This window comes from Flagellimonas aquimarina (assembly GCF_003149745.1).
GTDB classification, from domain to species: domain Bacteria; phylum Bacteroidota; class Bacteroidia; order Flavobacteriales; family Flavobacteriaceae; genus Flagellimonas; species Flagellimonas aquimarina.
Genome location: NZ_QGEG01000002.1, coordinates 158,109 through 178,722 on the forward strand (window position 1 = coordinate 158,109; position 20,614 = coordinate 178,722).

Genomic DNA, 20,614 nt, shown 5'->3' on the forward strand with positions numbered 1-20,614 from the left:
ATTTCATGCGATAAGTGATAAAAATAAATATAATGAATGATAAATTGTACAATAATTGGCACTCAATGAGTGATAAATCCTTGATGGAAACCATAGGTTTTTTTGTGAGGCACCATCGACTAAAAAAGAACCTATCCCAAGGCACAGTGGCTAACGAGGCCAATATCAGCAGGTCCACCCTTAGTTTACTGGAGCGAGGGGAAACGGTAACCGTTGCCACCTTGATACAGGTGTTGCGCATGTTGGACCTGTTATTTGTCATGGATGCATTCCAGGTTCAAAAACAAGTGAGTCCCATTGCCTTGGCAAAGCAAAGAAAAGAAGAAAGGGAAAGGGCGCGTGGTAACAAAAAAGACGGAACGGAAAAAAGTGAATGGTAATGGACAGTGTTGCATTTATTAAGATATGGGGTAAGCTAGTTGGTGCCGTTGCTTGGGATCCAGATCAACACCTAGGTGTTTTTGAATATGATAAAAAGTTTGTCAACGAAGGCTGGGAGCTCTCTCCGCTCAAAATGCCCCTGAACAGTGGGCAGACCATTTTTACCTTTCCTGAGCTGAGACCCGAAAGAAACAGTGAATACGATACGTTTAAGGGATTGCCTGGGCTATTGGCGGATGTGTTGCCGGATAAATACGGAAACCAACTGATCAATGTCTGGCTGGCCCAACAGGGACGTCCGGAAAATAGTATGAATCCCGTAGAGCAATTGAGTTTCATAGGCGTCAGGGGAATGGGGGCACTGGAGTTTGAGCCGGAAAAACCAAAAAGAAGACGGAATACATTTAAGGTAGAAGTAGATAGTCTTGTGGATATTGCAAGACAAATGCTAAAACAAAGGGAAGACTTCACGGTTAACGTAAAAAGTGAGCAGGAAGACGCAATACGTCAAATGATCACGATAGGGACATCAGCAGGGGGGGCACGGCCAAAAGCTGTGATTGCACTCAATAGAAAAACAGGTGAGGTCAGGTCCGGACAGTCCAATGTGCCCAAAGGATTTGAGCATTGGCTCATTAAACTTGATGGTGTAAGTGATGTGCAACTTGGGGATACGCAAGGATATGGACGTGTGGAAATGGCCTATTACCTAATGGCCAAGGATTGTGGTGTTGACATGATGCCCTGTGAGCTATTGGAGGAAAATGGACGGGCTCACTTTATGACGAAAAGATTTGATAGGGAAGAGGGAAACATAAAACACCACATACAAACCTTCTGCGGTCTCAAACATTTCGATTATAACGAAGTCACCAGCTTTAGTTATGAGCAGTTGTTTCAGACCATGCGAGAACTTAAGTTGAGTTACCCGGAGGCAGAAGAGATGTTTCGGAGAATGGTATTTAATGTGCTGAGTAGAAATTGTGACGACCATACGAAAAATTTTTCATTCCGGCTAAAGCATGACGGAAAATGGGAATTGGCACCGGCCTATGATTTATGTCATGCCTATAGGCCTGATAGTGTGTGGGTAAGCCAACATGCATTGAGCATCAATGGCAAGCGCAACAACATTTCATTGGCAGATTTTCTCAATATGGCAAAATCCATGAATATTAAGAATGCACGGGAAATCATTGGTCATGTCAATGAAGTGGTCTCCCAATGGTCTAAATACGCTGATATGGTAGCTGTGGACCAAAAGAAAAAAAATGCAATCCGGGAAACATTAATCCAGATGGATATAAAATAGACGTATAAAGACCAGAATCTAACTCCAAGATTTTAGATGTAATAGGCTTTCCAATACCTCCTATTATTAATACTCACCGTATAACCCCCTTTTTTAATAAGATTTGATATCAATTATTGCCATTTGTTGGGTCGAAAAAGAGAAAATGCTCTGAATGTAAAAAACAAAAGACTTTTAATTTCTTTTCCTTGGATTTGATATTGTTTGAAGAGCTGATAGTTTACAGTTTGAAGCGAGTTTTTACGAGTAAAAAATGCAAAGCAAGAGGGTGGCATGCTAAAAACGATGCTCTGATGCAGCATCGCAATAAAACAAACAAAGCCCCCAGAAGGAGGCTTAAAAAGTGGAGCCGGAGGGAGTCGAACCCTCGTCCAAACAAGCAAAGTCAATGCTTTCTACATGCTTAGTCCTTGTTCAATTTTCGATGCACGACCGACCAAAGACCGCCTATCGTACACTTAGCTTCTTAAGGTTTTAGTGACATTGCCAAAGCGAACAACACCCTTATGTTGACTTTTATGGTGCTCCAAAACGAATCGCCGTCAACAAGGGCTATCCAGGAACATCTCGCTTCCCTACCTAGTAGGGACGAGGCTAAATCCTACTATAATTCGGATTAAGCGGCAAGAGCGTAATTATTATCGCCAATTAAAAGTGTGGAAAATGAGATTAACGAGCTGTATCCCAGCGCTCGACATGCTTACATTGCCATTGGTCTCGCTGTCAAAACCGGTCGGCCCCATAATTCAAAGAACAAATATGGCGTTTCCCTTTCTCTAAAAGGGTCGGGCTATCGGCTGTACAATGTACTTGCCTCTATCCCTAACGCGGGCGGCAAAGTTAACTTTTATCTATCAAAGGAGAAAAAAGTTTGTACCACCTCTTCAATACCCTTATTTTAGGTCAATAATTATACCAGATCATTTATGAAGTTCGGAATTATAAGAGAACGAAAAAACCCTCCAGATCGCAGGGTGGTGCTGTCCCCGATCGAGTGTCAAAATGTCCTTTCCACCTTTCCAGAAGCGCAATTAACTGTAGAATCTTCCCCTATTAGGGTGTTTAAGGACAATGAATATCAAGAAAAAGGCATTCCAATATCCCGCAATATGGAAAATTGCGATGTTTTACTTGGTGTAAAAGAAGTCCCAATAGAAGCTTTAATTCCGAGCAAAAAGTATTTTTTCTTCTCACATACCATCAAAAAACAACCTTATAACCGTCCCCTACTTAAAGCCATTTTAGAAAAAAATATAGAACTCTACGATCATGAGGTAATTACCAATAGCAATGGGCAACGTCTAGTGGCATTTGGCCGTTATGCGGGCATAGTGGGCGCTTATAATGGCATTCGGGCCTATGGTCTAAAGTTTGACATTTTTAATCTTCCAAAAGCGGAAACTTTAAAGGACCAGCAGGCTTTGATCTCTGAGCTTCAAAAAATAAAACTGCCAAACATAAAGATTATGCTTACAGGCAGGGGTAGAGTGGGCAACGGATCTAGAGAAATGTTGGATGCCATGGGTCTAAAAAAAGTAAACGTGGCCGAATACCTTAAAGATACTTTCAATGAACCTGTATATTGCCAAATAGATGCTTCGGAGTATAACAAGCGCAAGGACGGTGTGCGTGGCAACAAAGCAGACTTTTTTAAGAACCCCTATGAGTACAGGTCCAATTTTTTTCGTTTTGCAGAAGTAACGGATTTCTACATAGCAGGCCATTTTTATGGTGACGGGGCTCCATATTTGTACACGCGTGAAGATGCAAAGCACCCCAATTTTAAAATAAAGGTAGTAGCAGATGTTAGCTGTGATATTGACGGTCCCGTTGCCTCAACAATAAAACCGTCTACCATTGCTGAGCCCATTTATGGCTATGATCCACAAACAGAAAAGGAAACAGACTTTAAAAGACCAGAAGCTATTGCCGTAATGGCCGTGGACAACCTTCCCTGTGAATTGCCCAGAGATGCCAGTAATGGTTTTGGAGAAGCATTTTCAAAACATGTGATACCGGCTTTCTTTAATAACGATGAAAATGGAATTCTAGAAAGAGCGAGAATGACGCAGAATGGAAGCCTTACCAAACGGTACGCTTACCTTCAAGATTACGTGGATGGTCTGGAATAAAATGTGGTTAGTCGAACAGCAAAAGAACACTGTTCATTAAAAGACATTTTTTGTTATCTTGAGCTTTCCTTTTATAACCAAACTGTGAAATTCAACTGGGTAATTTCTGGAGATACCAATCCAACCATTAAAAAGGTCTGTATAGATTTAGAATATCGATTACGACCTAGAATAACCAAATTTCTATTATCCCACATGGATAATGAGTGCCATGGAGATTTTTCTTCTTTCCATTTTGATGTGGATATAAAAAACCAATGGGTTTGGATATCAGAAAAAACGCCACAGGACTTCATAGAAAAGATAAAAACGGACTTTGATGATGAAATCAACGGTTCTGCGCTTTTCTCCTTGGTTTAGTTATTACCAACGTCAATCTGCCATTTTACTACGGGATGTTTTTTAGGAGCAACATAAGCTCCCAAAGCTTTCATTTTTAGTTCAATGGAACTCAATCTTTTCAGAGTTTTTATTTGTATGGTTTTTGTTCCTTTCGCAGGAACCGTAAAAACGGGAGAACTTGAATAGAATGTATGTTCCATTTGGTTTTCAAACAAGAGGTCACTGCTCGAAACGTTTTTCATGGTAACCTTCAAAATAGAGGTTTTATTGATATACTCAACATCCTCTAGAACAATGGATGCTTTTAATAATGGAATTAAGTTCTCTTCCTTTCCAACCAATAGCGAATTAAAGACAGCAACCGTTCTACCTGCAAAAAGAGCTTCTTTTAAGGCAGTTTCTGACCTTTCTTTGGCAAAAACCAGCGTAATTGGCCTATTGTGCCCTTTTTCAATATAGTCCCAATCAATTAGATCATGCACGTCACTCGTTCCCATAATCGTTAAATTGTTTTCTAGGGCTAGAGCTAAAGATTCTTCGGCGTAGTCGGTTGTATTGATCACTTCAATACCATGTAACTCCCCATTTTTGATTCGATTTTTTTGAAAATCACTCAAATTGGGATTTCCATCGGGATTTTGGGGATACCAGGCCGGATGATTCCAAAACACAAAAGCACCTTGTTTTTTTGCTGTGGCAAAAGCGTCTTCAGCGTCTTCTTGCAGCAGCTTATTGGCATCAGAAATAAAGATGGCATTGCTATGTCCTACTGGTGCATTTCTTGTAATTTCAGAACCATGCACAATTAATAGATCATGATTCTTGGCCTCTTGCAGCGCCAATTCAAAGGAACGATTTCTATCAGGATGTGGAATGTCCTCGGAATGGGGTTGGTACTCTATATGTTCGGTCAATGAGATTACGTCCAAGTTGTCCCGTAAGGCTTCCATCACACGAATGGTAGGCCAAACGTTTCCATCAGAAAATACAGTATGTTGGTGCAAATCTGTTTTCAAAGTTTTGTAACCGGGAACATTTGGGTACACAATAGCGCCCAAACTTTTGTGCGAATGTTCTTGGGCATTTAGCACAAAGGAAAAAAGAAGAACAACTAAAAGTGGTTGGAGTTTCATAAGTGTGGTTTTCTCAAAGTTATAAAAACTAGCATTTAGCTAAGGAGGCGTAAAGATTTTTTCTTGGTTAAGAAATGATTAATCAATAGGTATTGTCGATTTTTGAAGTATGAATCCGGCAGAAGACTATATTTTAAATCAAGAAGAACCCTTTAAAAGTATTTTACTACAGTTGCAAGTACTGATTGAAACTACTTTTCCAGAGTTGGAATTAAAATTCAAATATAGAATTCCATTTTATTATTTGGAGGGCAAGCCTTTTTGCTATTTGAACGTATCTTCCAAAAAGAGGTACGTAGATGTGGGTTTCTGGAGTGCGACCCATCTGACCAAGCATCTAAATAAAATGACCACGGATGGAAGAAAAGTAATGAAATCCTTACGCTACACTACTTTGGAAGAAATAGATGGCCAAATTTTGGTTGAGGTCCTGCAAGATGCCCTTAGCGTAAACCACAAAGGGTTTTGGAAATAGCATCTATATTTTTTCCAATACAATCAGTGAATTTTTTTGGACATTTACGGCGTTTTTGAAGATTTCTTGAAGAGGACTGTAGTAATCTGGAGGGTAATGAGACTTCTTAATGGAAAAATCAAAAAGTATTGTAATTAAGCCATGCTTTTCTTCATACAACAATCTTAAATGACCTGAATCATCGCCCAGAACAATATTGCTGTTTTGTGGTAAATTCTTTAGACTGTATCCTTCGGGGACTTTAATGTGCATCTGATACTTAAAGTTCCTGTTATATCCAAAATCTATTGGATAGTTGTGTTTCTCAAGGATAAAGGGATTCTTTGTAAAGAATTTAATGAAAAAGGGGTTTAGATATAGTTTGTCCTCAACTTTTTCAATTTGCCATTTGAACTTATACCGTTCTGAAACCGTTTTCTCATCTGAGATTTTTTCCTGTAACTGATAATCCGAAATGGTTACCTCGTTTGCAAAGGAATCTTCAATTCCTAAAAGATATTCCTCGTTGGAGAATGCCTCAAGGTCTTTTCTTTTTTTGACTGCGTAATACCCTGTTTGAATAGTATTAAAACTTCCTTCAATTATTTGGTTTTCCAAGTCCAAAGAAACCATGCCCCTAACTAGGCTTCTATTTTTCTCTTCCGGTTGAATATCGTGCCAATAGCTTCCGTTTTTAAAATCCATTACCCTGCCATAAAGGTTTAGGCATCTATAAGGGAGCATTCCAAAAGGGATTTCCTTATCAGTGGCATCCAAAAGATAGCTTACCCCATTAATCTCTGTTTTTGCCACTAGATAATTAAAATCCGACATTACGGGGTGTGTTTTTTTTGGCACCCCCTTTTCTCTAGTTGACATGAGCATTATTTCTGCTTTAATATTAGAAGCATTAAGCAAGTTAATTAGGGACAAATTAATTTCTCCCACACTCCCCGTTCTTTTCTCAAAAGCATCTTTTACTCTGCTATTTTGATGAATGCTGTATTTTTTATTCCAAGTGAAATAGCTTTTTGTAAACTCATATATTTTTTTTGCTCTTTTAAGGTCATCAGGTTCATTAAAAAGTTCGAGCGGCACATTTTTTTCGAAATAAGAATTTTTTGAAAGCTGTCTTCCAATATTTTTATCAGCTCTAAACTCTTTATCCACATCTTTCCAAGTTTTGGTATACTTTTCCCGAACTCCATCGAATCCTTTAAACTCAGATAGCTCAAACTCAATTTTTGAAATGTAATTTGAAGGAGCCAACATATAATTTTCCGCTTCCTTAAAAGCCGGGATATTTTTCATTCCATATTTGACCACCTCACAATCACCAGTTTTAGCATAACCCTCTATGTGAAAACAATTTTTTTTAAGAATGGATTCGTTAATATCCAGTTTTAAGGAACCAATGAGGGTTCTATTGTAAACATAATTTCCTGGTATCTCAGCGGTGAATTCACTACTTATTTTTGGAATATCACTTTGGAATACCCATCCTGTTAAATTGAACATGTAAGGTGTGATCAATTTGTATTCATACTCCAGAATACTGCCTTCCTGTACATTTGGAAAAGTGAATTTTTTTTCTGACCGATTTTCACTTATATCAGAGGTATAAATCTTATTTTCCAAAACATGACTTTTTGAATCTCCGTTATGGGTTATGGCATTAATCTTTTCAACTATTTCGGTTAGTCTATCTTTATGATAGTATGGAATGGAAATATTGGCTTCATCAAAACCTTCCTTTTTTAAAATTTTTATCTTGACATGGTATTCTTTGATCAGCCTTATTTTTCTACCTAATACTTCAAAATGAGCTTTACCTTTTTCAAAAAGTACGATTGCATTTGCAGTTGAATCCTTCTCGTACGTTTCAAAATTTTTCTCAAAAGAAGTAAGGCTTCCAAATTCATCATCTTTTTGACCATTTACCACTAAAAAACAACAATAAAATAGTAGTTGAACAATTTTCTTAAAATCCATTCAAATGAGAAGTTGGTTAGAGGCTATTAATGGTTTTCCTGATGGCGACCAAATCGGTCAATAGTTTTTCAAGTAAGCTTAGGTCCAGCATGTTTGCCCCATCGCTCTTGGCATTGGCTGGGTCAAAATGAGTTTCCATGAAAAGTCCGTCAACTCCTGCCGCAATTCCAGCACGAGCCATTGTTCCAATAAGTGCGGGTCTACCTCCTGTAACGCCAGAAGATTGATTTGGTTGTTGTAAAGAATGCGTTACATCTAGTACAACGGGCGCATACTGTTTCATGGTTGGGATGCCTCTAAAATCCACGATCATATCTTGGTAACCGAACATGGTGCCTCGGTCGGTTATGATCGCTTGTTCATTGCCTGTCTCCGTTACTTTGGTAACAGCATGCTTCATGCTTTCGGGAGACATAAATTGCCCTTTTTTTAGGTTAACTGTTTTACCAGTTTTTGCAGCGGCTACGACCAAATCTGTTTGTCTAACCAAAAAAGCAGGAATTTGAAGGATATCCACATATTCCGCTGCCATAGCTGCATCTTGTTCTGTATGTATGTCCGTAACCGTAGGAACATTAAAGGTTTCTGATACTTTTCTAAGTATTTTCAAAGCTTTTTCATCACCAATACCGGTAAAAGAGTCTATTCTGCTCCTGTTGGCTTTTTTAAAACTTCCTTTAAAAACATATGGAATTTTGAGCTTGTCAGCAATCTCAACAACACGTTCCCCTATATGGAGTGCCATATCCTCGCCTTCTATAGCACAAGGGCCCGCAAGCAAGAAAAAATTACCACTGTTTGTATGTTTTAACTGGGGGATTACGTCTAATTGCATCAATACATGTTTTGGCAAAAATACTATTTTGAAAAAGTATATGTTATAATAGTACCAAATTAACCTACAATGCATAGAATTATCTTTTTGGCAGCATTCTTTTGTTGCACTTTGATAAATGCCCAATTTGGCAAAAACTGCGAGGTAAGACAGATCAAAATAAATCTCTTTAACCCAGGTCTGGAATATGAGATGGCGTTGGGGGTCAATAGTACCTTGGATTTTAGGGTAGCATGGCAAGCAGCAATAGAGCCGGCAAGCTCCAAACCAATTGAGGACTATGATTTCTTTCCCGCAATTACAGTTCAGAATAGATACTATCATAATTTAAATAGCAGAGATAGGAGGGGTAGACAGATTTATGGAAACTCAGGAAATTATATTGCTCCCACTGTGGCATTTTTTTCTCCTGACGATCGTATTGTGGAAAACAGATTGGTAAAAGGAGTTCATGGTTATGGTGGACTGGTGTATGGCCTTCAACGAAGTTACAATTCTGGATTGAGTTTTTCTATTGATGCCGGAGCGGGCTATTATGTAGGACCTTTTAGAGGCGGTGTTCATCCGGTTGTTAACCTTAGTATAGGATGGATAATAAGTGAAAAAAGATGGTGTGTTGGTCGATGATCTTATAGCATAATCTTCTTTATAGTATCCATATAACCACGGCTTACCCTAATGACATCTCCATTTTCCATGGTTACATCATAACTTTTACCATATTTATTAAGTTCTTTGACCCGATCTAGATTAATCATTGAAGAACGATGTACTCTCAAGAACAATTGAGGGTTAAGCTTCTGTTCCAGGTCAGAGATACCAAAATTACTGAGATGAATTTGGTTGATGGTATGAATTTTAGAATAGTCGCCATAAGCCTCAATCCATATAATTTCTTCGCATTTGATGGTTATCAGTTTTTTATTGTGATGCACCAAAACCCGGTTGGGATAAGAAGTCTCTTCCATAAAAATGCTCTGGGCCAAACCTTCTATTTTTTGGTTGTCCGAGTTTAAACGTTCTACGGCTATCTTAAAACGTTCTTTGGTATACGGTTTTAATAAATAGTCCACCGCATGAACCTCAAAGGCTTTAAGCGCATATTCGTCGTACGCTGTTGAAAAGATGATTTTTGGAATTTCTTCTAAATGATTCAATACTTCAAAACCTGTTTTACCGGGCATTTGAATGTCCAAAAAAACCAAATCTGGCTTAAACCTGTTTATTTCCGTAATAGCATCTACCCCGTTATTTACCTCCGCAATGAGCACTAGATCTGGATAATCTTCTAAATATTCTTTAATAAGAATTCTACCTGCCTTTTCGTCATCTGCAATTAAGACTTTCTTCATAACACAAAGGATATTTTAAGACCTTGTGGATAATTATCCAAAACTTCCAATTTGGATTGATACATTTTTAATAGGCGCAATCGCGTATTTGTGAGCCCAACACCTTTGTTGAATAAGCTCTCTTTGTCTTTTGCCCCAATTCCAGTATCTGCAATTTCAAACTTTAATTTTTCGGCTTCCTTAAAAATGGTTATGGAAATAGTTCCGCCCTTTAAATTGTTGGAAATACCATGCTTGACCGAATTTTCTACCAAAGGCTGCAAAAGCATTGGAGGGATTTGTTCTTTGTATAAGAATTCCGGAACATTAATCTCGATGTTAAGTCGTTCTTCAAAACGTGCTTTTTCCAATTTCAGATACTTTTTTACAAAATCCAGTTCCTCTTCAAGAGTTACAAATTCCTTTTTAGAAGCTTTGAGCTGATACCGAAACAGATCGGAAAGTGTGGCAATAAGTTGCCTGGTTTTTTCTTGTTTGGGAGGAACAGAAGCATTGATGGTATTAAATACATTATACAAGAAATGTGGATTTAATTGTGCTTTTATGGCGGCCAACTCACTTTTTAGGGCGGCTTGCTTAAGTTCTCCTTCCAATTTCAACTTCTCTTGATTATCCTTGTAATGCTCATATGCATGAAATATCCCAAACTGAATAAGATAAAAGAGAGCGGGAATGTACAGATCCCATACTTGTCCGGTACCTTCAAGATGAAACCATCCCAATGCTTCACAAACATAATAATACAGTATTTGGGCGGTATAAATAAAAATAGGTAAAAAGAGCATGTGCAATAGCAAACGCTTCCAAAGCTTAATGTGCTTCAACTTTATAAAAATTAACCACCAAATAGGAATAGTGAACAATAAAAATATTCCATATTGAAGCCCTCCGCCGTCAGCAAATGCTTTAAGTCCAAGAAGTGCTGAATTGGTAGTGGTATACTGCGCTGAGCTGGACCAGACGGTAAGATGATAAAAAAACGCAGATACAATGTAGAATGATAAAACGATTAAAAGCTCTTTTACCGTAATGCCCCAAATAACCTTATTGCCCATTATTTTTCTTTCACGAAAGGTAATGACAAAGCATATTTTATAAAAACCAATACAGGTGAATGGTCCTATACGTCGATGGATGGTCCGGTCCATTCATCACCAAATAAGGCCATTGGGCAGATTCTCCTTTTAAATATGTAACCAAATTGGAAATTTTGGGTATCTATTTAAAATAAATATCATGAAAATCAGTATTTCGGCTTTCTTTTTATTCCTATCAAGTCTATCGTTTGCGCAAAGTATAAATGGGGTCCTGCAATCAGAACTAGGGAATTCGGTTCCATATGCAGCTATTACCCTTAATAGGGCCATTGATTCTACTTTGGTCAAGGCTACTATAAGTGAAGAAAATGGGGGCTTTGTATTACAAGGAATTTTGCCAGGAGAATATAATCTAAACATTTCTAGCATTGGGTATGAGGATTACGATAGAAACCTAAACTATAATGGCGGCAATCTTAATTTAGGAGTAATTCTGTTATATGAAACTACCGAAAGTTTGGAAGAAGTAACAGTTGTTGCTGAAAAACCTATGGTACAGGTTTTTGCAGATAAAACCGTGTTCAATGTGGAGAATACCATCAATGCAACGGGGACAAGTGCTTTTGAGTTGTTAAGGAAAGCACCAGGGGTAATAGTGGACAACAATGGAGGGATTGTTTTAGAAGGTAAAACCGGTGTTCAAATTTTTATTGATGGAAAATTATCCGTTTTACAAGGAGAGGATTTGTTCAATTATTTGGAGAGCATTCAGGCAACGGATATTGAGGCAGTGGAGATTATTACCCAACCTTCATCCAAATATGATGCTGCAGGTAATGCAGGAATCATCAATATAAAGCTGAAGAAGGATAAAAGTTTAGGTACCAATGGAACATACACCTCTGGACTGACCAATGGGGATTTTGCAAGGTATAACTCTAGCTTAAACTTTAACAATAGAGGTAGAATAGGAAATCTATACGGTACCTACAGCAATCGATTTGGGAAAAGTACCAGCTTCATAGACCTTTTAAGAACACAGTCCGAGACACAATTTGATTCAAGAAGCAATAGAATAAGTGATAGGAATAGCAACAATCTGAAGCTGGGCTATGATCATTATTTAAATTCCAAAAACACCATTGGTGCTATTTTTAATGCCAATTTAAACAATGGTTTCAGTACAAATAACGCCCGAACACCAATTAGGCTGGCAAATAGCGCTCAAATAGACAGTGTATTGGTTGCGTTGAACCAGACAGACAATACTTCTTACAACATCAATGCAAACTTTAACTACAAATACTCAGATACGTTAGGCTACAGTGTAAATGTTGATTTGGATTATGGTAAATATAACAGTGATAGGAACGCGTTTCAGCCCAATGTATATTTTAATGGGGATGAGACTCAGATACTGAATGAACGCATCACTTTTCAGCAAACACCAATAGATATAGATATTGTTACCATTAAAACGGATTTTGAGCAAAACTTTTTAAAAGGAAAGTTGGGTATTGGATTTAAGTTTTCCCAAGTCAATACGGATAATACTTTTGATTTTTTCAACCAAATCAACGGTCAGAATGTTCTAGATGCTTTACAGAGCAATCAATTCTCTTATGCTGAAAATATAAACGCCGGTTATGTAAATTTCAATCGTAAATGGGGCAAATGGAACATTCAGGCAGGTCTTAGAGTGGAAAATACAGTATCTGATGGTGAATTGGAAAGTACTCAGGATAGTAGTGATGAAAGAGTACAAAGAGATTACACTGATTTTTTTCCTTCTGGGGGCTTGACTTTTCAACTGAATCGGAAAAACCAATTTGCACTTACCTATAGCAAGCGCATACAGAGACCCAACTATCAATCCTTAAATCCCTTTGAGTATAAATTGGACGAGCTGTCATTTAGCAAAGGAAACCCCTTTCTCCAACCGCAGTACACAGATAACATAAAACTATCCCACACCTTTAATTATCGTTTAACCACCTCTTTGAGTTATTCGTACATTTCAGATTTTTTTGCCCGTGTTACCGTAGCAGATGGAGAGAGTGCCAATTTTTTAACCACATTAAACGTAGCAGATCAGGAAGTCATCAATTTTGGGGTTTCATATCCCAAGAAAATGTATGAATGGTGGAATATCTATTTTAGCCTTAACGCTTACATCAGTGATTACAAAGCCACAAGCCTTGAGTTTTTACCTGTAAGGCAAGAAACCTTAAGTTTCTATGCCCAGAACACTTTTACATTGTCCAAAGGTTTTAAAATGGAAGTTTCTGGTTGGTATAGTTCACCGTCAATTTGGGGAGGTACCTATCAGACTGAAGCCTTAGGCTCTCTGAATTTGGCATTTCAAAAGAAGTTCTTTAATAATAGGGTGACTGGAAGATTGGCCTTTAACGATATTTTATATACCGTTCCTTGGACGGGGACAACCCAGTTTGGAACGCTCTTTATAGATGGGAGAGGAGGAAGTGATTCTAGGCAAGTGGCATTCAGCTTTACCTATGATTTTGGTCGAAACGAAATAAAAAAGGCCAGAAAACGTAAGACAGGGCTTGAAGATGAAAATAAACGGATAGGTAGTTAATGCAAACTCCCTAAAAATCAATAAGATAAAAATAACATTTGATAGTGCCAACAAGCAGAAAATAGCAGTATCTTTGCAGGCTTAAAAATCAGGTTATGTCCAAAATTAAGAATATTGCTATCATAGCACACGTTGACCACGGTAAAACAACTTTGGTTGACAAAATCATGTTTCATTGCCAGTTGTTCCGGGACAATGAGAACAAAGGTGATTTGATTTTGGATAATAATGACCTTGAAAGGGAACGAGGAATTACTATTGTTTCCAAAAACGTTTCTGTTGTTTATAAAGACACTAAAATAAACATTATAGATACTCCCGGTCACGCCGATTTTGGAGGGGAAGTGGAGCGTGTGCTTAATATGGCAGACGGTGTACTGTTATTGGTAGACGCCTTCGAAGGGCCTATGCCGCAAACCCGATTCGTTTTACAGAAAGCTATTGACCTTGGATTAAAACCTTGTGTTGTTATCAATAAAGTGGATAAAGAAAATTGTACTCCGGAAGAAGTGCATGAAAAGGTGTTCGATTTAATGTTTGAATTGGGGGCTGAAGAATGGCAATTGGATTTCCCAACAGTTTACGGTTCAGCCAAACAGAACTGGATGAGCGAAGATTGGGAAAAACCTACTGAAAATATTGAACCTCTATTGGATATGGTCATCGATCATGTTCCTGAATTTAAGCCAGAGCAAGGGTCTACTCAAATGTTGATCACTTCTTTGGATTTTTCATCTTTTACAGGACGTATTGCTATCGGTAGATTACAACGTGGTACTTTAAAGGAAGGTCAACAGATCTCCTTGGTTAAAAGGGATGGTAGTATCGTAAAGACCAAAGTGAAGGAACTTTTTACTTTTGAAGGATTGGGTCGCAAAAAAGTACAAGAAGTTGTAGCGGGGGATATTTGCGCAATAGTCGGTATGGAAGGCTTTGAAATTGGTGACACCGTTGCTGATCTAGAAAATCCTGAAAAGCTAAAGACCATTGCCATTGATGAACCTACCATGAGCATGTTGTTCACGATTAATGATAGCCCATTCTTTGGCAAGGATGGTAAGTTTGTTACATCCAGACACATTAAAGAACGTTTGGAAAAAGAATTGGAAAAGAATTTGGCACTTCGCGTTGAAGAAACAGATAGCGCCGATAAATTCATGGTTTTCGGTCGAGGAGTTTTGCATCTTTCCGTATTGATTGAAACCATGCGCAGAGAAGGTTACGAACTTCAGATAGGACAACCTCAGGTTATTATCAAAGAAATTGATGGGGTAAAATGTGAACCTGTTGAACATTTAACCATTGATTTACCAGAAGAAGTGTCTGGAAAAGCAGTGGAAATGGTCTCTATTAGAAAGGGTGAAATGACCAGCATGGAAGCCAAGGGCTCTCGAATGCTATGCGAATTTTTGATTCCATCCAGAGGAATAATTGGTCTTAGAAACCAATTGCTAACTGCTACCGCAGGTGAAGCCATAATGGCACACCGTTTTTTAGAGTACCAACCTTTAAAGGGAGAAATTGCTCAAAGACAAAATGGATCGTTGGTTTCCATGGAAAATGGCACAGCCATTCCTTATTCTATTGATAAACTTCAAGACAGGGGCAAGTTTTTTATTGATCCGGGAGAAGATATTTATGAAGGGCAGGTCATTGGGGAAAATTCACGTGGCGATGATATGACAGTGAATGTGACCAAAACAAAGAAGTTGTCCAATGTGCGTTCCGCAGGGGCAGATGACAAAGCCAAAATAGTTCCTGCTATCAAATTTTCGTTGGAAGAAGCGTTGGAATACATACAAAAAGATGAGTATGTTGAGGTAACTCCAAGTCACCTTAGACTTAGAAAGATTTATCTAAAAGAAGTAGATAGAAAACGGAATAAGATAGACTAGGCTTTCTCACTTAAATGACCATGATGCTGTTCCCTCAGGCAGGCAACAGCAGCCCCAATAATACCAGCATGGTTCATGAGTTCTGCTTTTACAACATCGGTCTCAATGGTTATCAAATGGTTGAATTCCCCCCATTTTTTTGATGTGCCCCCACCAACAATAATCAAGTCTGGTGAGATGATCAATTCTACCAATTTTAGGAATTTGTTGAAGCGTTTGCCCCATCTTTCTAAAGTTAGGCCTTCTCTTTCTTTTGCTGATGCAGCTGCCCACTCTTCAATTTTCTTGTATTTTTTATATGGAATTTGACCCAATTCAAAATTTGGCAGCAATACACCATTGTAAAAAGCACCACTGCCCAATCCCGTACCAATGGTAATCATAAGTACTAGACCATCTTTTCCTTTTCCAACCCCGTAGTTCATTGAAGCATAGCCCGCAGCATCAGCATCGTTTAAAACGGTGAACTCATGGCCGGTGACCTTGGTGAACAATTCATCAATATTTACACCTACCCAACTTGAATGAAGGTTTCCTGCCGACATACAAACCCCGTTTTTAACAATTGTAGGAAAACCACAGCCCACAGGGCCTTTGTAATCAAAATGATCAACAATTTGAGATATGACTTCCGCCATATCTTCTGGTTTTCTTGAACTAGGAGTGGGTATGCGATATCTTTCTGTCAACATTTCTCCGGTTTCGGCATTCACCAATGCACCTTTAATGCCCGATCCGCCTATATCAATACCAAGAATTTCCATAAAAGGGAAGAAAATTTAGTTTTAACAAATAAACAAAAAACTTTTGGCGGTCAAAGGATTAACTGGTCAACAATATTCATTTATTTGTCAACGGTCCTTTTCGTTAGGCTGAATATAGTAGTCTATAGAGTTTAGAGAGTGATTTGCATCTATACTGTCCAAAATTTTGTCTATCGCCTTTCCAAAACCAGATAATGTGCCTAGTTGCTTGTTTTTACCAAGAGCACTAGAAATGGTTTCATCGCTGTTCCCAAATTCATACCCTCCATTTTTTATCCATAATAAGTTAAAAAGATGTTGCATAATAACATTCCCAAGCTGATCTATGGAGACAGCAATTTTTAGAGCAAACTCACCTATTCCTCCCAAGCCTTTGGTAAACAATTGCTGAAAAAAACCGTAAATGAGTCCTACAGGCCCCGTTACGGCCATCAAAACTATTGATATTAAAAATAGAAGTATACCAATAAAGGGTCTAGACTTTTTGTCCCTTTTACAATCTTGTTTTTTAAGAATCATGATTATATCGCTTTTTGAATAACTTCAAAAACCTTGCTTCCATCACATTTTAATGTTTTGTGGGGATATTTTAAGATGAGTGCATAATCGTGGGTGGCCATGATTATTGTACGTCCACTTTGGTTGATATCCTGCAACACCTTCATAACCTCTACGCTTGTTTGGGGGTCTAGGTTTCCTGTAGGCTCATCTGCTAGGATAAGTTCTGGGTCATTAAGTAGCGCTCGGGCAATAGCTATGCGCTGCTGTTCCCCCCCAGAAAGCTCATGTGGAAATTTAAAACCTTTGGTTTTCATTCCTACCTTGTCCAAAACCTCTTCGATCTTGTTATCCATTTTCGCAGCATCTGTCCATCCAGTGGCTTTTAAAACAAAACGAAGGTTGTTGTTTATGTTACGATCTGGAAGTAATTTAAAATCTTGAAAAACAATACCTAATTTCCTCCGCAAGAAGGGAATGTCTTTTTCTTGAAGTTTTTTTAAATTAAAATCTACCACACTTCCGGTTCCCCGTTTTAAAGGAATATCTGCATACAGGGTCTTCATAAAACTACTTTTACCACTTCCTGTTTTTCCAATGACGTAGACAAACTCCCCCTTCTTGACTTCCAGGGTAATATTGTTCAGAATTAAATTTTCATTTTGAAAAACAGCGACGTCCTGTAATTTTACGATAGTTTCGGGCATAGTTTCACATTAAAAAAATAAAGGTACTAAGTTCTAAAATTATAAAGCGTTAAGCCTGTCCAAATTTCGCTTCTTCACTTTCAAATATACTTTGGCCCAAATTTTGACGTTATGTAAACAATCAATCGAGAACAGCGTAGAACACTATGAATCGAAAAAATCTCTTTCTTTTCCCCATTTTGTTGGGTGCTCTTTTTATTGTTAGAGCTCAAGAAACCAAAATTTATTCACACAAGGACAAGGCTTTTCAAGATGCATTGGCCCTTTATAATAATCAACAGTATCAAGCCTCTCAGGCTGTTTTTGAAAAAGTAAAAGTCACAACCAAGGATGTTGAGACCGAAGCTAACAGCGCTTATTATTCAGCTAATGCCGCAATTAGATTGGGTCAGCGTGGAGCGGATAAAAAAATGGAGGACTTTGTAGAGCGCTATCCCACCTCCACAAAGCGAAACTCTGCTTTTTTAGATGTGGCCGATTACTATTTTGAGACAGGAAAATACCCCTACGCCTTAAAATGGTACAAAAAGGTGGATCAGTCTGCAATGTCCAATACAGACAAGGAACGTTTTAACTTCAATAACGGCTATGCGCTATATGCTTCCAAAAAGCCCAAGGCTGCGGAACGCTATTTGAGCAAGGTGAGCAATTCACCTAAATATGGTTCGCAGGCAAAATATTATTTGGGATACATTGCATATGAACAGGACGATTATGATGAAGCAAGTGCACGCTTTGACCAGATTACAGATCCTGAGTTGCTCAATGAAAAGCTTTCCTATTACCAAGCTGACCTAAATTTTAAGCTTGGGAATTTTGAAGAAGCCATTGCCATGGCAAAAAATCACTTGCCAAAGTCCGACCGAAAAGAAATATCAGAGCTAAACAAAATCATAGGTGAGAGTTACTTTAACCTTGAAAAATACGATGAAGCGATACCCTATTTAAAAAAATACAGGGGAAGAAGAGGCAAACTGAGTAATACGGATTACTACCTAACGGGCTATAGCCACTATAAAAAAGGGGATTATGAAGGAGCCATTCAACAGTTTAATAAAATCATAGGAGGCACAAACAGTGTTTCACAAAACGCCTATTATCATTTGGCAGAATGTTATTTGAAGTTGGATAAAAAGCCAGAAGCGCTTAATGCTTTTAGAAATGCATCTGAAATGGATTTTAGTGCAGAGATCCAAAAAGACGCGCTTTTAAACTACGCAAGATTGAGCTATGAAATAGGAAATGCTTATGAACCAGTTCCGCAGGTAATGACCACTTATTTGGAAAAGTATCCTAAAGATGAGCACCAACAGGAAATACAAGAATTGCTTGTGGATTCTTATATCACCTCCAAGAATTTTGAGGGGGCTATGGTGTTATTGGAAAAGAATAAGGGCTATGCAAGCAAGGAAACCTATCAAAAAGTAGCTTTTTACAGAGGGATAGAATTGTTTATGGATGGGGATTATGAGCCTGCATTTGAAAGGTTTTCAAAATCCTTAAGAAGTGTAGAAAATCCAGATTTTGAAGCACGGACCTTATATTGGAAAGCTGAATCGGCGTACAGACTAAATCGCTTTGATGAAGCACTTACAGATTTTAGTCAATTTGAGAAACTTCCAGCTTCAAAGAAATTGGAGGAATACCAAGACTTGGACTATAATTTGGGATATTGCCACTTTAAATTAAAAGATTATGGCAGGGCAGTTGCATATTTTAAGAATGTAACGAATTCTGATACAGATGATAACGAACGATTGAACGATAGTTATTTACGCTTGGGGGACAGTTACTTCGTTACCAGTAAATACCGCTCCGCTCAATCCGCTTATCATGAATCTTCAAAACTAAATGGCCCAGAAAGAGATTATGCAGCATTCCAAAAAGCCATGTGCAGTGGATTTCTAGGAAATAATTCCGTTAAGATTGATGAGTTAAATCAATTTTTAACCAGGTATTCCAAATCTTCCTTACGAGATGACGCGCTATTTGAACTTGGTAATTCTTATATCAAAAGCAACAAAGAATCCATTGGTTTGCAAACGTATGATAGATTGGTAGATGAATTTAGCAGGAGCAAATTCGCACCGCGCGCCATGTTGCGGCAAGGACTAGTGCACTATAATGCCAATAGAAATGACCAGGCTTTAACAAAATTAAAGGCAGTTGTGCAGAAGTACCCAAAAACGCAAGAAGCAAAACAAGCTGTGGCTACAGCTAAATTGGTGTATGTAGATGAAGGCAGGGTTAGTGAATATGCAGCTTGGGCAAGAAATTTGGATTTTGTTGAAGTTACGGATACTGAACTGGACAATGCAAGTTTTGAATCCGCAGAGAGAAAATATGTAGAAGGAAAAACTGACATGGCCATTCGAGGGTACGAAGATTACCTAAAAGAATTTCCAAACGGACTTCATGCGTTAAAGGTGAATTTTAATTTGGCCCAGATTTATTTTTCAAAAGGGAACAAGGACCTGGCGTTACCCAAATATCAGATTATTGCAGATAGGGGCAATGGAGAATTTACTGAGCAAGCACTTACCAGAGTTTGCGAGATTTACGTTGGAAAACAAGATTACCAGAGTGCCATACCGTATTTGGAAAAATTAGAGAACACTGCAGAGATTGTACAGAACAGAACCTTTGCACAGTCCAATTTAATGAAAGGTTATTATGGACAAAAAGATTATCGCCAGACCATAACATATGCAGAAAAGGTGTTGAAAGCCCCAAAAATTGATAATCGCATTAAGAGTGATGCGCAAATTATGATTGCCCGTTCGGCCATTGCAACCAATAATGAAGTATTGGCGGAGACGGCATATAAAGAAGTTAGGAAAATAGCAATTGGAGAAATGGCAGCAGAAGCTTGGTTTTATGATGCCTATTTCAAAAATAAGAACCAGGACTTTGAAGCTTCCAATGTATCTGTTCAAAAACTGGCAAAGGACTATTCTGGGCATAAGAAATGGGGCGGAAAAGGTCTTATTATTATGGCTAAGAACTTTTATGGTTTGGAGGATGCTTTTCAAGCAACGTATATCTTGGAAAGTGTAATCACCAATTTTACCGAGTATGATGATATTGTGGCCCAAGCAAAAGGAGAGTTGTCCATTATTAAGGCCCGTGAAGCACAAAGTAATTCCTCAGTAGACCCAAATGGGAACTAAATCACAGCAAG

Annotated in this window: 17 protein-coding genes and 1 other RNA gene; 9 read left to right on the forward strand and 9 right to left on the reverse strand. The window is 38.2% G+C overall.

Going from position 1 to position 20,614, the window contains the following annotated elements; genetic code table 11:
* Positions 1 to 32 precede the first annotated feature (32 nt).
* Both DKG77_RS07450 and DKG77_RS07455 read left to right on the forward strand, forming a co-directional pair.
* Positions 33 to 380 carry a helix-turn-helix domain-containing protein gene (locus DKG77_RS07450; RefSeq protein WP_109661801.1) on the forward strand — a complete coding sequence of 116 codons (348 nt, stop codon included), beginning with the start codon at positions 33 to 35 and terminating at the stop codon, positions 378 to 380.
* Complete coding sequence (locus DKG77_RS07455) at positions 380 to 1,693, forward strand: type II toxin-antitoxin system HipA family toxin (protein ID WP_109663655.1); 1,314 nt, start codon at positions 380 to 382, stop codon at positions 1,691 to 1,693. The genes DKG77_RS07450 and DKG77_RS07455 overlap by 1 nt, the downstream gene beginning before the upstream one ends.
* Positions 1,694 to 2,034: 341 nt before the next feature.
* Here DKG77_RS07455 and ssrA read toward each other — a convergent pair.
* Positions 2,035 to 2,434, reverse strand: a transfer-messenger RNA (tmRNA) gene (ssrA, locus tag DKG77_RS07460).
* Between the two features lie 185 nt (positions 2,435 to 2,619).
* Here ssrA and DKG77_RS07465 point away from each other — a divergent pair.
* Positions 2,620 to 3,825, forward strand: a complete 1,206-nt coding sequence (locus DKG77_RS07465) for an NAD(P)-dependent oxidoreductase (protein WP_109661803.1) — start codon at positions 2,620 to 2,622, stop codon at positions 3,823 to 3,825.
* 84 nt (positions 3,826 to 3,909) lie between these two features.
* The gene (locus DKG77_RS07470; protein WP_109661805.1) at positions 3,910 to 4,185 is read left to right on the forward strand and encodes a hypothetical protein; all 276 of its coding nucleotides are present in this window, start codon (positions 3,910 to 3,912) and stop codon (positions 4,183 to 4,185) included.
* On the opposite strand, the gene DKG77_RS07475 is transcribed toward DKG77_RS07470, so the two are convergent.
* On the reverse strand, positions 4,182 to 5,300 hold the full coding sequence (locus tag DKG77_RS07475; protein WP_109661807.1) for an Sb-PDE family phosphodiesterase: 1,119 nt from the start codon (positions 5,298 to 5,300) through the stop codon (positions 4,182 to 4,184). The two genes, DKG77_RS07470 and DKG77_RS07475, sit on opposite strands and share 4 nt — an antisense overlap.
* A gap of 109 nt (positions 5,301 to 5,409) precedes the next feature.
* On the opposite strand from DKG77_RS07475, the gene DKG77_RS07480 reads away from it, so the two are divergent.
* Positions 5,410 to 5,775: a DUF1801 domain-containing protein gene (locus DKG77_RS07480; protein ID WP_109661809.1), complete on the forward strand. Its 366-nt coding sequence runs from the start codon at positions 5,410 to 5,412 to the stop codon at positions 5,773 to 5,775.
* A gap of 3 nt (positions 5,776 to 5,778) precedes the next feature.
* Here the strand turns inward: DKG77_RS07480 and DKG77_RS07485 are convergent, their stop codons facing one another.
* Positions 5,779 to 7,746 carry a DUF3857 domain-containing protein gene (locus DKG77_RS07485; protein ID WP_109661810.1) on the reverse strand — a complete coding sequence of 656 codons (1,968 nt, stop codon included), beginning with the start codon at positions 7,744 to 7,746 and terminating at the stop codon, positions 5,779 to 5,781.
* 16 nt (positions 7,747 to 7,762) lie between these two features.
* A complete protein-coding gene (gene kdsA, locus DKG77_RS07490) occupies positions 7,763 to 8,581 on the reverse strand; it encodes a 3-deoxy-8-phosphooctulonate synthase (RefSeq protein WP_109663656.1) in 819 nt (272 codons plus the stop codon).
* Between the two features lie 69 nt (positions 8,582 to 8,650).
* On the opposite strand from kdsA, the gene DKG77_RS07495 reads away from it, so the two are divergent.
* Complete coding sequence (locus DKG77_RS07495; protein ID WP_133248434.1) at positions 8,651 to 9,208, forward strand: hypothetical protein; 558 nt, start codon at positions 8,651 to 8,653, stop codon at positions 9,206 to 9,208.
* A gap of 2 nt (positions 9,209 to 9,210) precedes the next feature.
* Here the strand turns inward: DKG77_RS07495 and DKG77_RS07500 are convergent, their stop codons facing one another.
* A complete protein-coding gene (locus tag DKG77_RS07500) occupies positions 9,211 to 9,933 on the reverse strand; it encodes a LytR/AlgR family response regulator transcription factor (protein WP_109661815.1) in 723 nt (240 codons plus the stop codon).
* A complete protein-coding gene (locus DKG77_RS07505) occupies positions 9,930 to 10,988 on the reverse strand; it encodes a sensor histidine kinase (RefSeq protein ID WP_109661817.1) in 1,059 nt (352 codons plus the stop codon). Before DKG77_RS07505 ends, DKG77_RS07500 begins: the two co-directional genes overlap by 4 nt.
* Positions 10,989 to 11,169: 181 nt before the next feature.
* Here DKG77_RS07505 and DKG77_RS07510 point away from each other — a divergent pair, with 181 nt between their 5' ends.
* Both DKG77_RS07510 and typA read left to right on the forward strand, forming a co-directional pair.
* Positions 11,170 to 13,569, forward strand: a complete 2,400-nt coding sequence (locus DKG77_RS07510) for a TonB-dependent receptor (protein ID WP_109661819.1) — start codon at positions 11,170 to 11,172, stop codon at positions 13,567 to 13,569.
* 95 nt (positions 13,570 to 13,664) lie between these two features.
* The gene (gene typA / locus DKG77_RS07515) at positions 13,665 to 15,464 is read left to right on the forward strand and encodes a translational GTPase TypA (RefSeq protein WP_109661821.1); all 1,800 of its coding nucleotides are present in this window, start codon (positions 13,665 to 13,667) and stop codon (positions 15,462 to 15,464) included.
* Here typA and ppgK read toward each other — a convergent pair.
* The 3 genes from ppgK to DKG77_RS07530 all read right to left on the reverse strand — a co-directional run bounded on the left by ppgK (position 15,461) and on the right by DKG77_RS07530 (position 17,433).
* Positions 15,461 to 16,228 (reverse strand): polyphosphate--glucose phosphotransferase, encoded by a 768-nt coding sequence (gene ppgK, locus DKG77_RS07520; protein WP_109661823.1) that lies wholly within the window; start codon positions 16,226 to 16,228, stop codon positions 15,461 to 15,463. The genes typA and ppgK overlap by 4 nt on opposite strands.
* An 87-nt stretch (positions 16,229 to 16,315) precedes the next feature.
* Positions 16,316 to 16,747, reverse strand: a complete 432-nt coding sequence (locus DKG77_RS07525; RefSeq protein WP_207785445.1) for a hypothetical protein — start codon at positions 16,745 to 16,747, stop codon at positions 16,316 to 16,318.
* Positions 16,748 to 16,749: 2 nt separating this feature from the next.
* Positions 16,750 to 17,433, reverse strand: a complete 684-nt coding sequence (locus DKG77_RS07530) for a cell division ATP-binding protein FtsE (RefSeq protein WP_109661825.1) — start codon at positions 17,431 to 17,433, stop codon at positions 16,750 to 16,752.
* Positions 17,434 to 17,579: 146 nt separating this feature from the next.
* Here DKG77_RS07530 and DKG77_RS07535 point away from each other — a divergent pair, with 146 nt between their 5' ends.
* Positions 17,580 to 20,603, forward strand: coding sequence for a tetratricopeptide repeat protein (locus DKG77_RS07535; RefSeq protein WP_109661827.1), 3,024 nt, complete (start codon positions 17,580 to 17,582; stop codon positions 20,601 to 20,603).
* Positions 20,604 to 20,614 lie beyond the last annotated feature (11 nt).

Bases quoted from the DNA above. Each gene is read 5' to 3' on its own strand.
- DKG77_RS07450 (WP_109661801.1), top strand. From the start codon at position 33: ATGAATGATAAATTGTACAATAATTGGCACTCAATGAGTGATAAATCC.
- DKG77_RS07455 (WP_109663655.1), top strand. From the start codon at position 380: ATGGACAGTGTTGCATTTATTAAGATATGGGGTAAGCTAGTTGGTGCC.
- DKG77_RS07465 (WP_109661803.1), top strand. From the start codon at position 2,620: ATGAAGTTCGGAATTATAAGAGAACGAAAAAACCCTCCAGATCGCAGG.
- DKG77_RS07475 (WP_109661807.1), bottom strand. From the start codon at position 5,300: ATGAAACTCCAACCACTTTTAGTTGTTCTTCTTTTTTCCTTTGTGCTA.
- DKG77_RS07480 (WP_109661809.1), top strand. From the start codon at position 5,410: ATGAATCCGGCAGAAGACTATATTTTAAATCAAGAAGAACCCTTTAAA.
- DKG77_RS07485 (WP_109661810.1), bottom strand. From the start codon at position 7,746: ATGGATTTTAAGAAAATTGTTCAACTACTATTTTATTGTTGTTTTTTA.
- kdsA (WP_109663656.1), bottom strand. From the start codon at position 8,581: ATGCAATTAGACGTAATCCCCCAGTTAAAACATACAAACAGTGGTAAT.
- DKG77_RS07495 (WP_133248434.1), top strand. From the start codon at position 8,651: ATGCATAGAATTATCTTTTTGGCAGCATTCTTTTGTTGCACTTTGATA.
- DKG77_RS07500 (WP_109661815.1), bottom strand. From the start codon at position 9,933: ATGAAGAAAGTCTTAATTGCAGATGACGAAAAGGCAGGTAGAATTCTT.
- DKG77_RS07505 (WP_109661817.1), bottom strand. From the start codon at position 10,988: ATGGGCAATAAGGTTATTTGGGGCATTACGGTAAAAGAGCTTTTAATC.
- DKG77_RS07510 (WP_109661819.1), top strand. From the start codon at position 11,170: ATGAAAATCAGTATTTCGGCTTTCTTTTTATTCCTATCAAGTCTATCG.
- typA (WP_109661821.1), top strand. From the start codon at position 13,665: ATGTCCAAAATTAAGAATATTGCTATCATAGCACACGTTGACCACGGT.
- ppgK (WP_109661823.1), bottom strand. From the start codon at position 16,228: ATGGAAATTCTTGGTATTGATATAGGCGGATCGGGCATTAAAGGTGCA.
- DKG77_RS07525 (WP_207785445.1), bottom strand. From the start codon at position 16,747: ATGATTCTTAAAAAACAAGATTGTAAAAGGGACAAAAAGTCTAGACCC.
- DKG77_RS07530 (WP_109661825.1), bottom strand. From the start codon at position 17,433: ATGCCCGAAACTATCGTAAAATTACAGGACGTCGCTGTTTTTCAAAAT.
- DKG77_RS07535 (WP_109661827.1), top strand. From the start codon at position 17,580: ATGAATCGAAAAAATCTCTTTCTTTTCCCCATTTTGTTGGGTGCTCTT.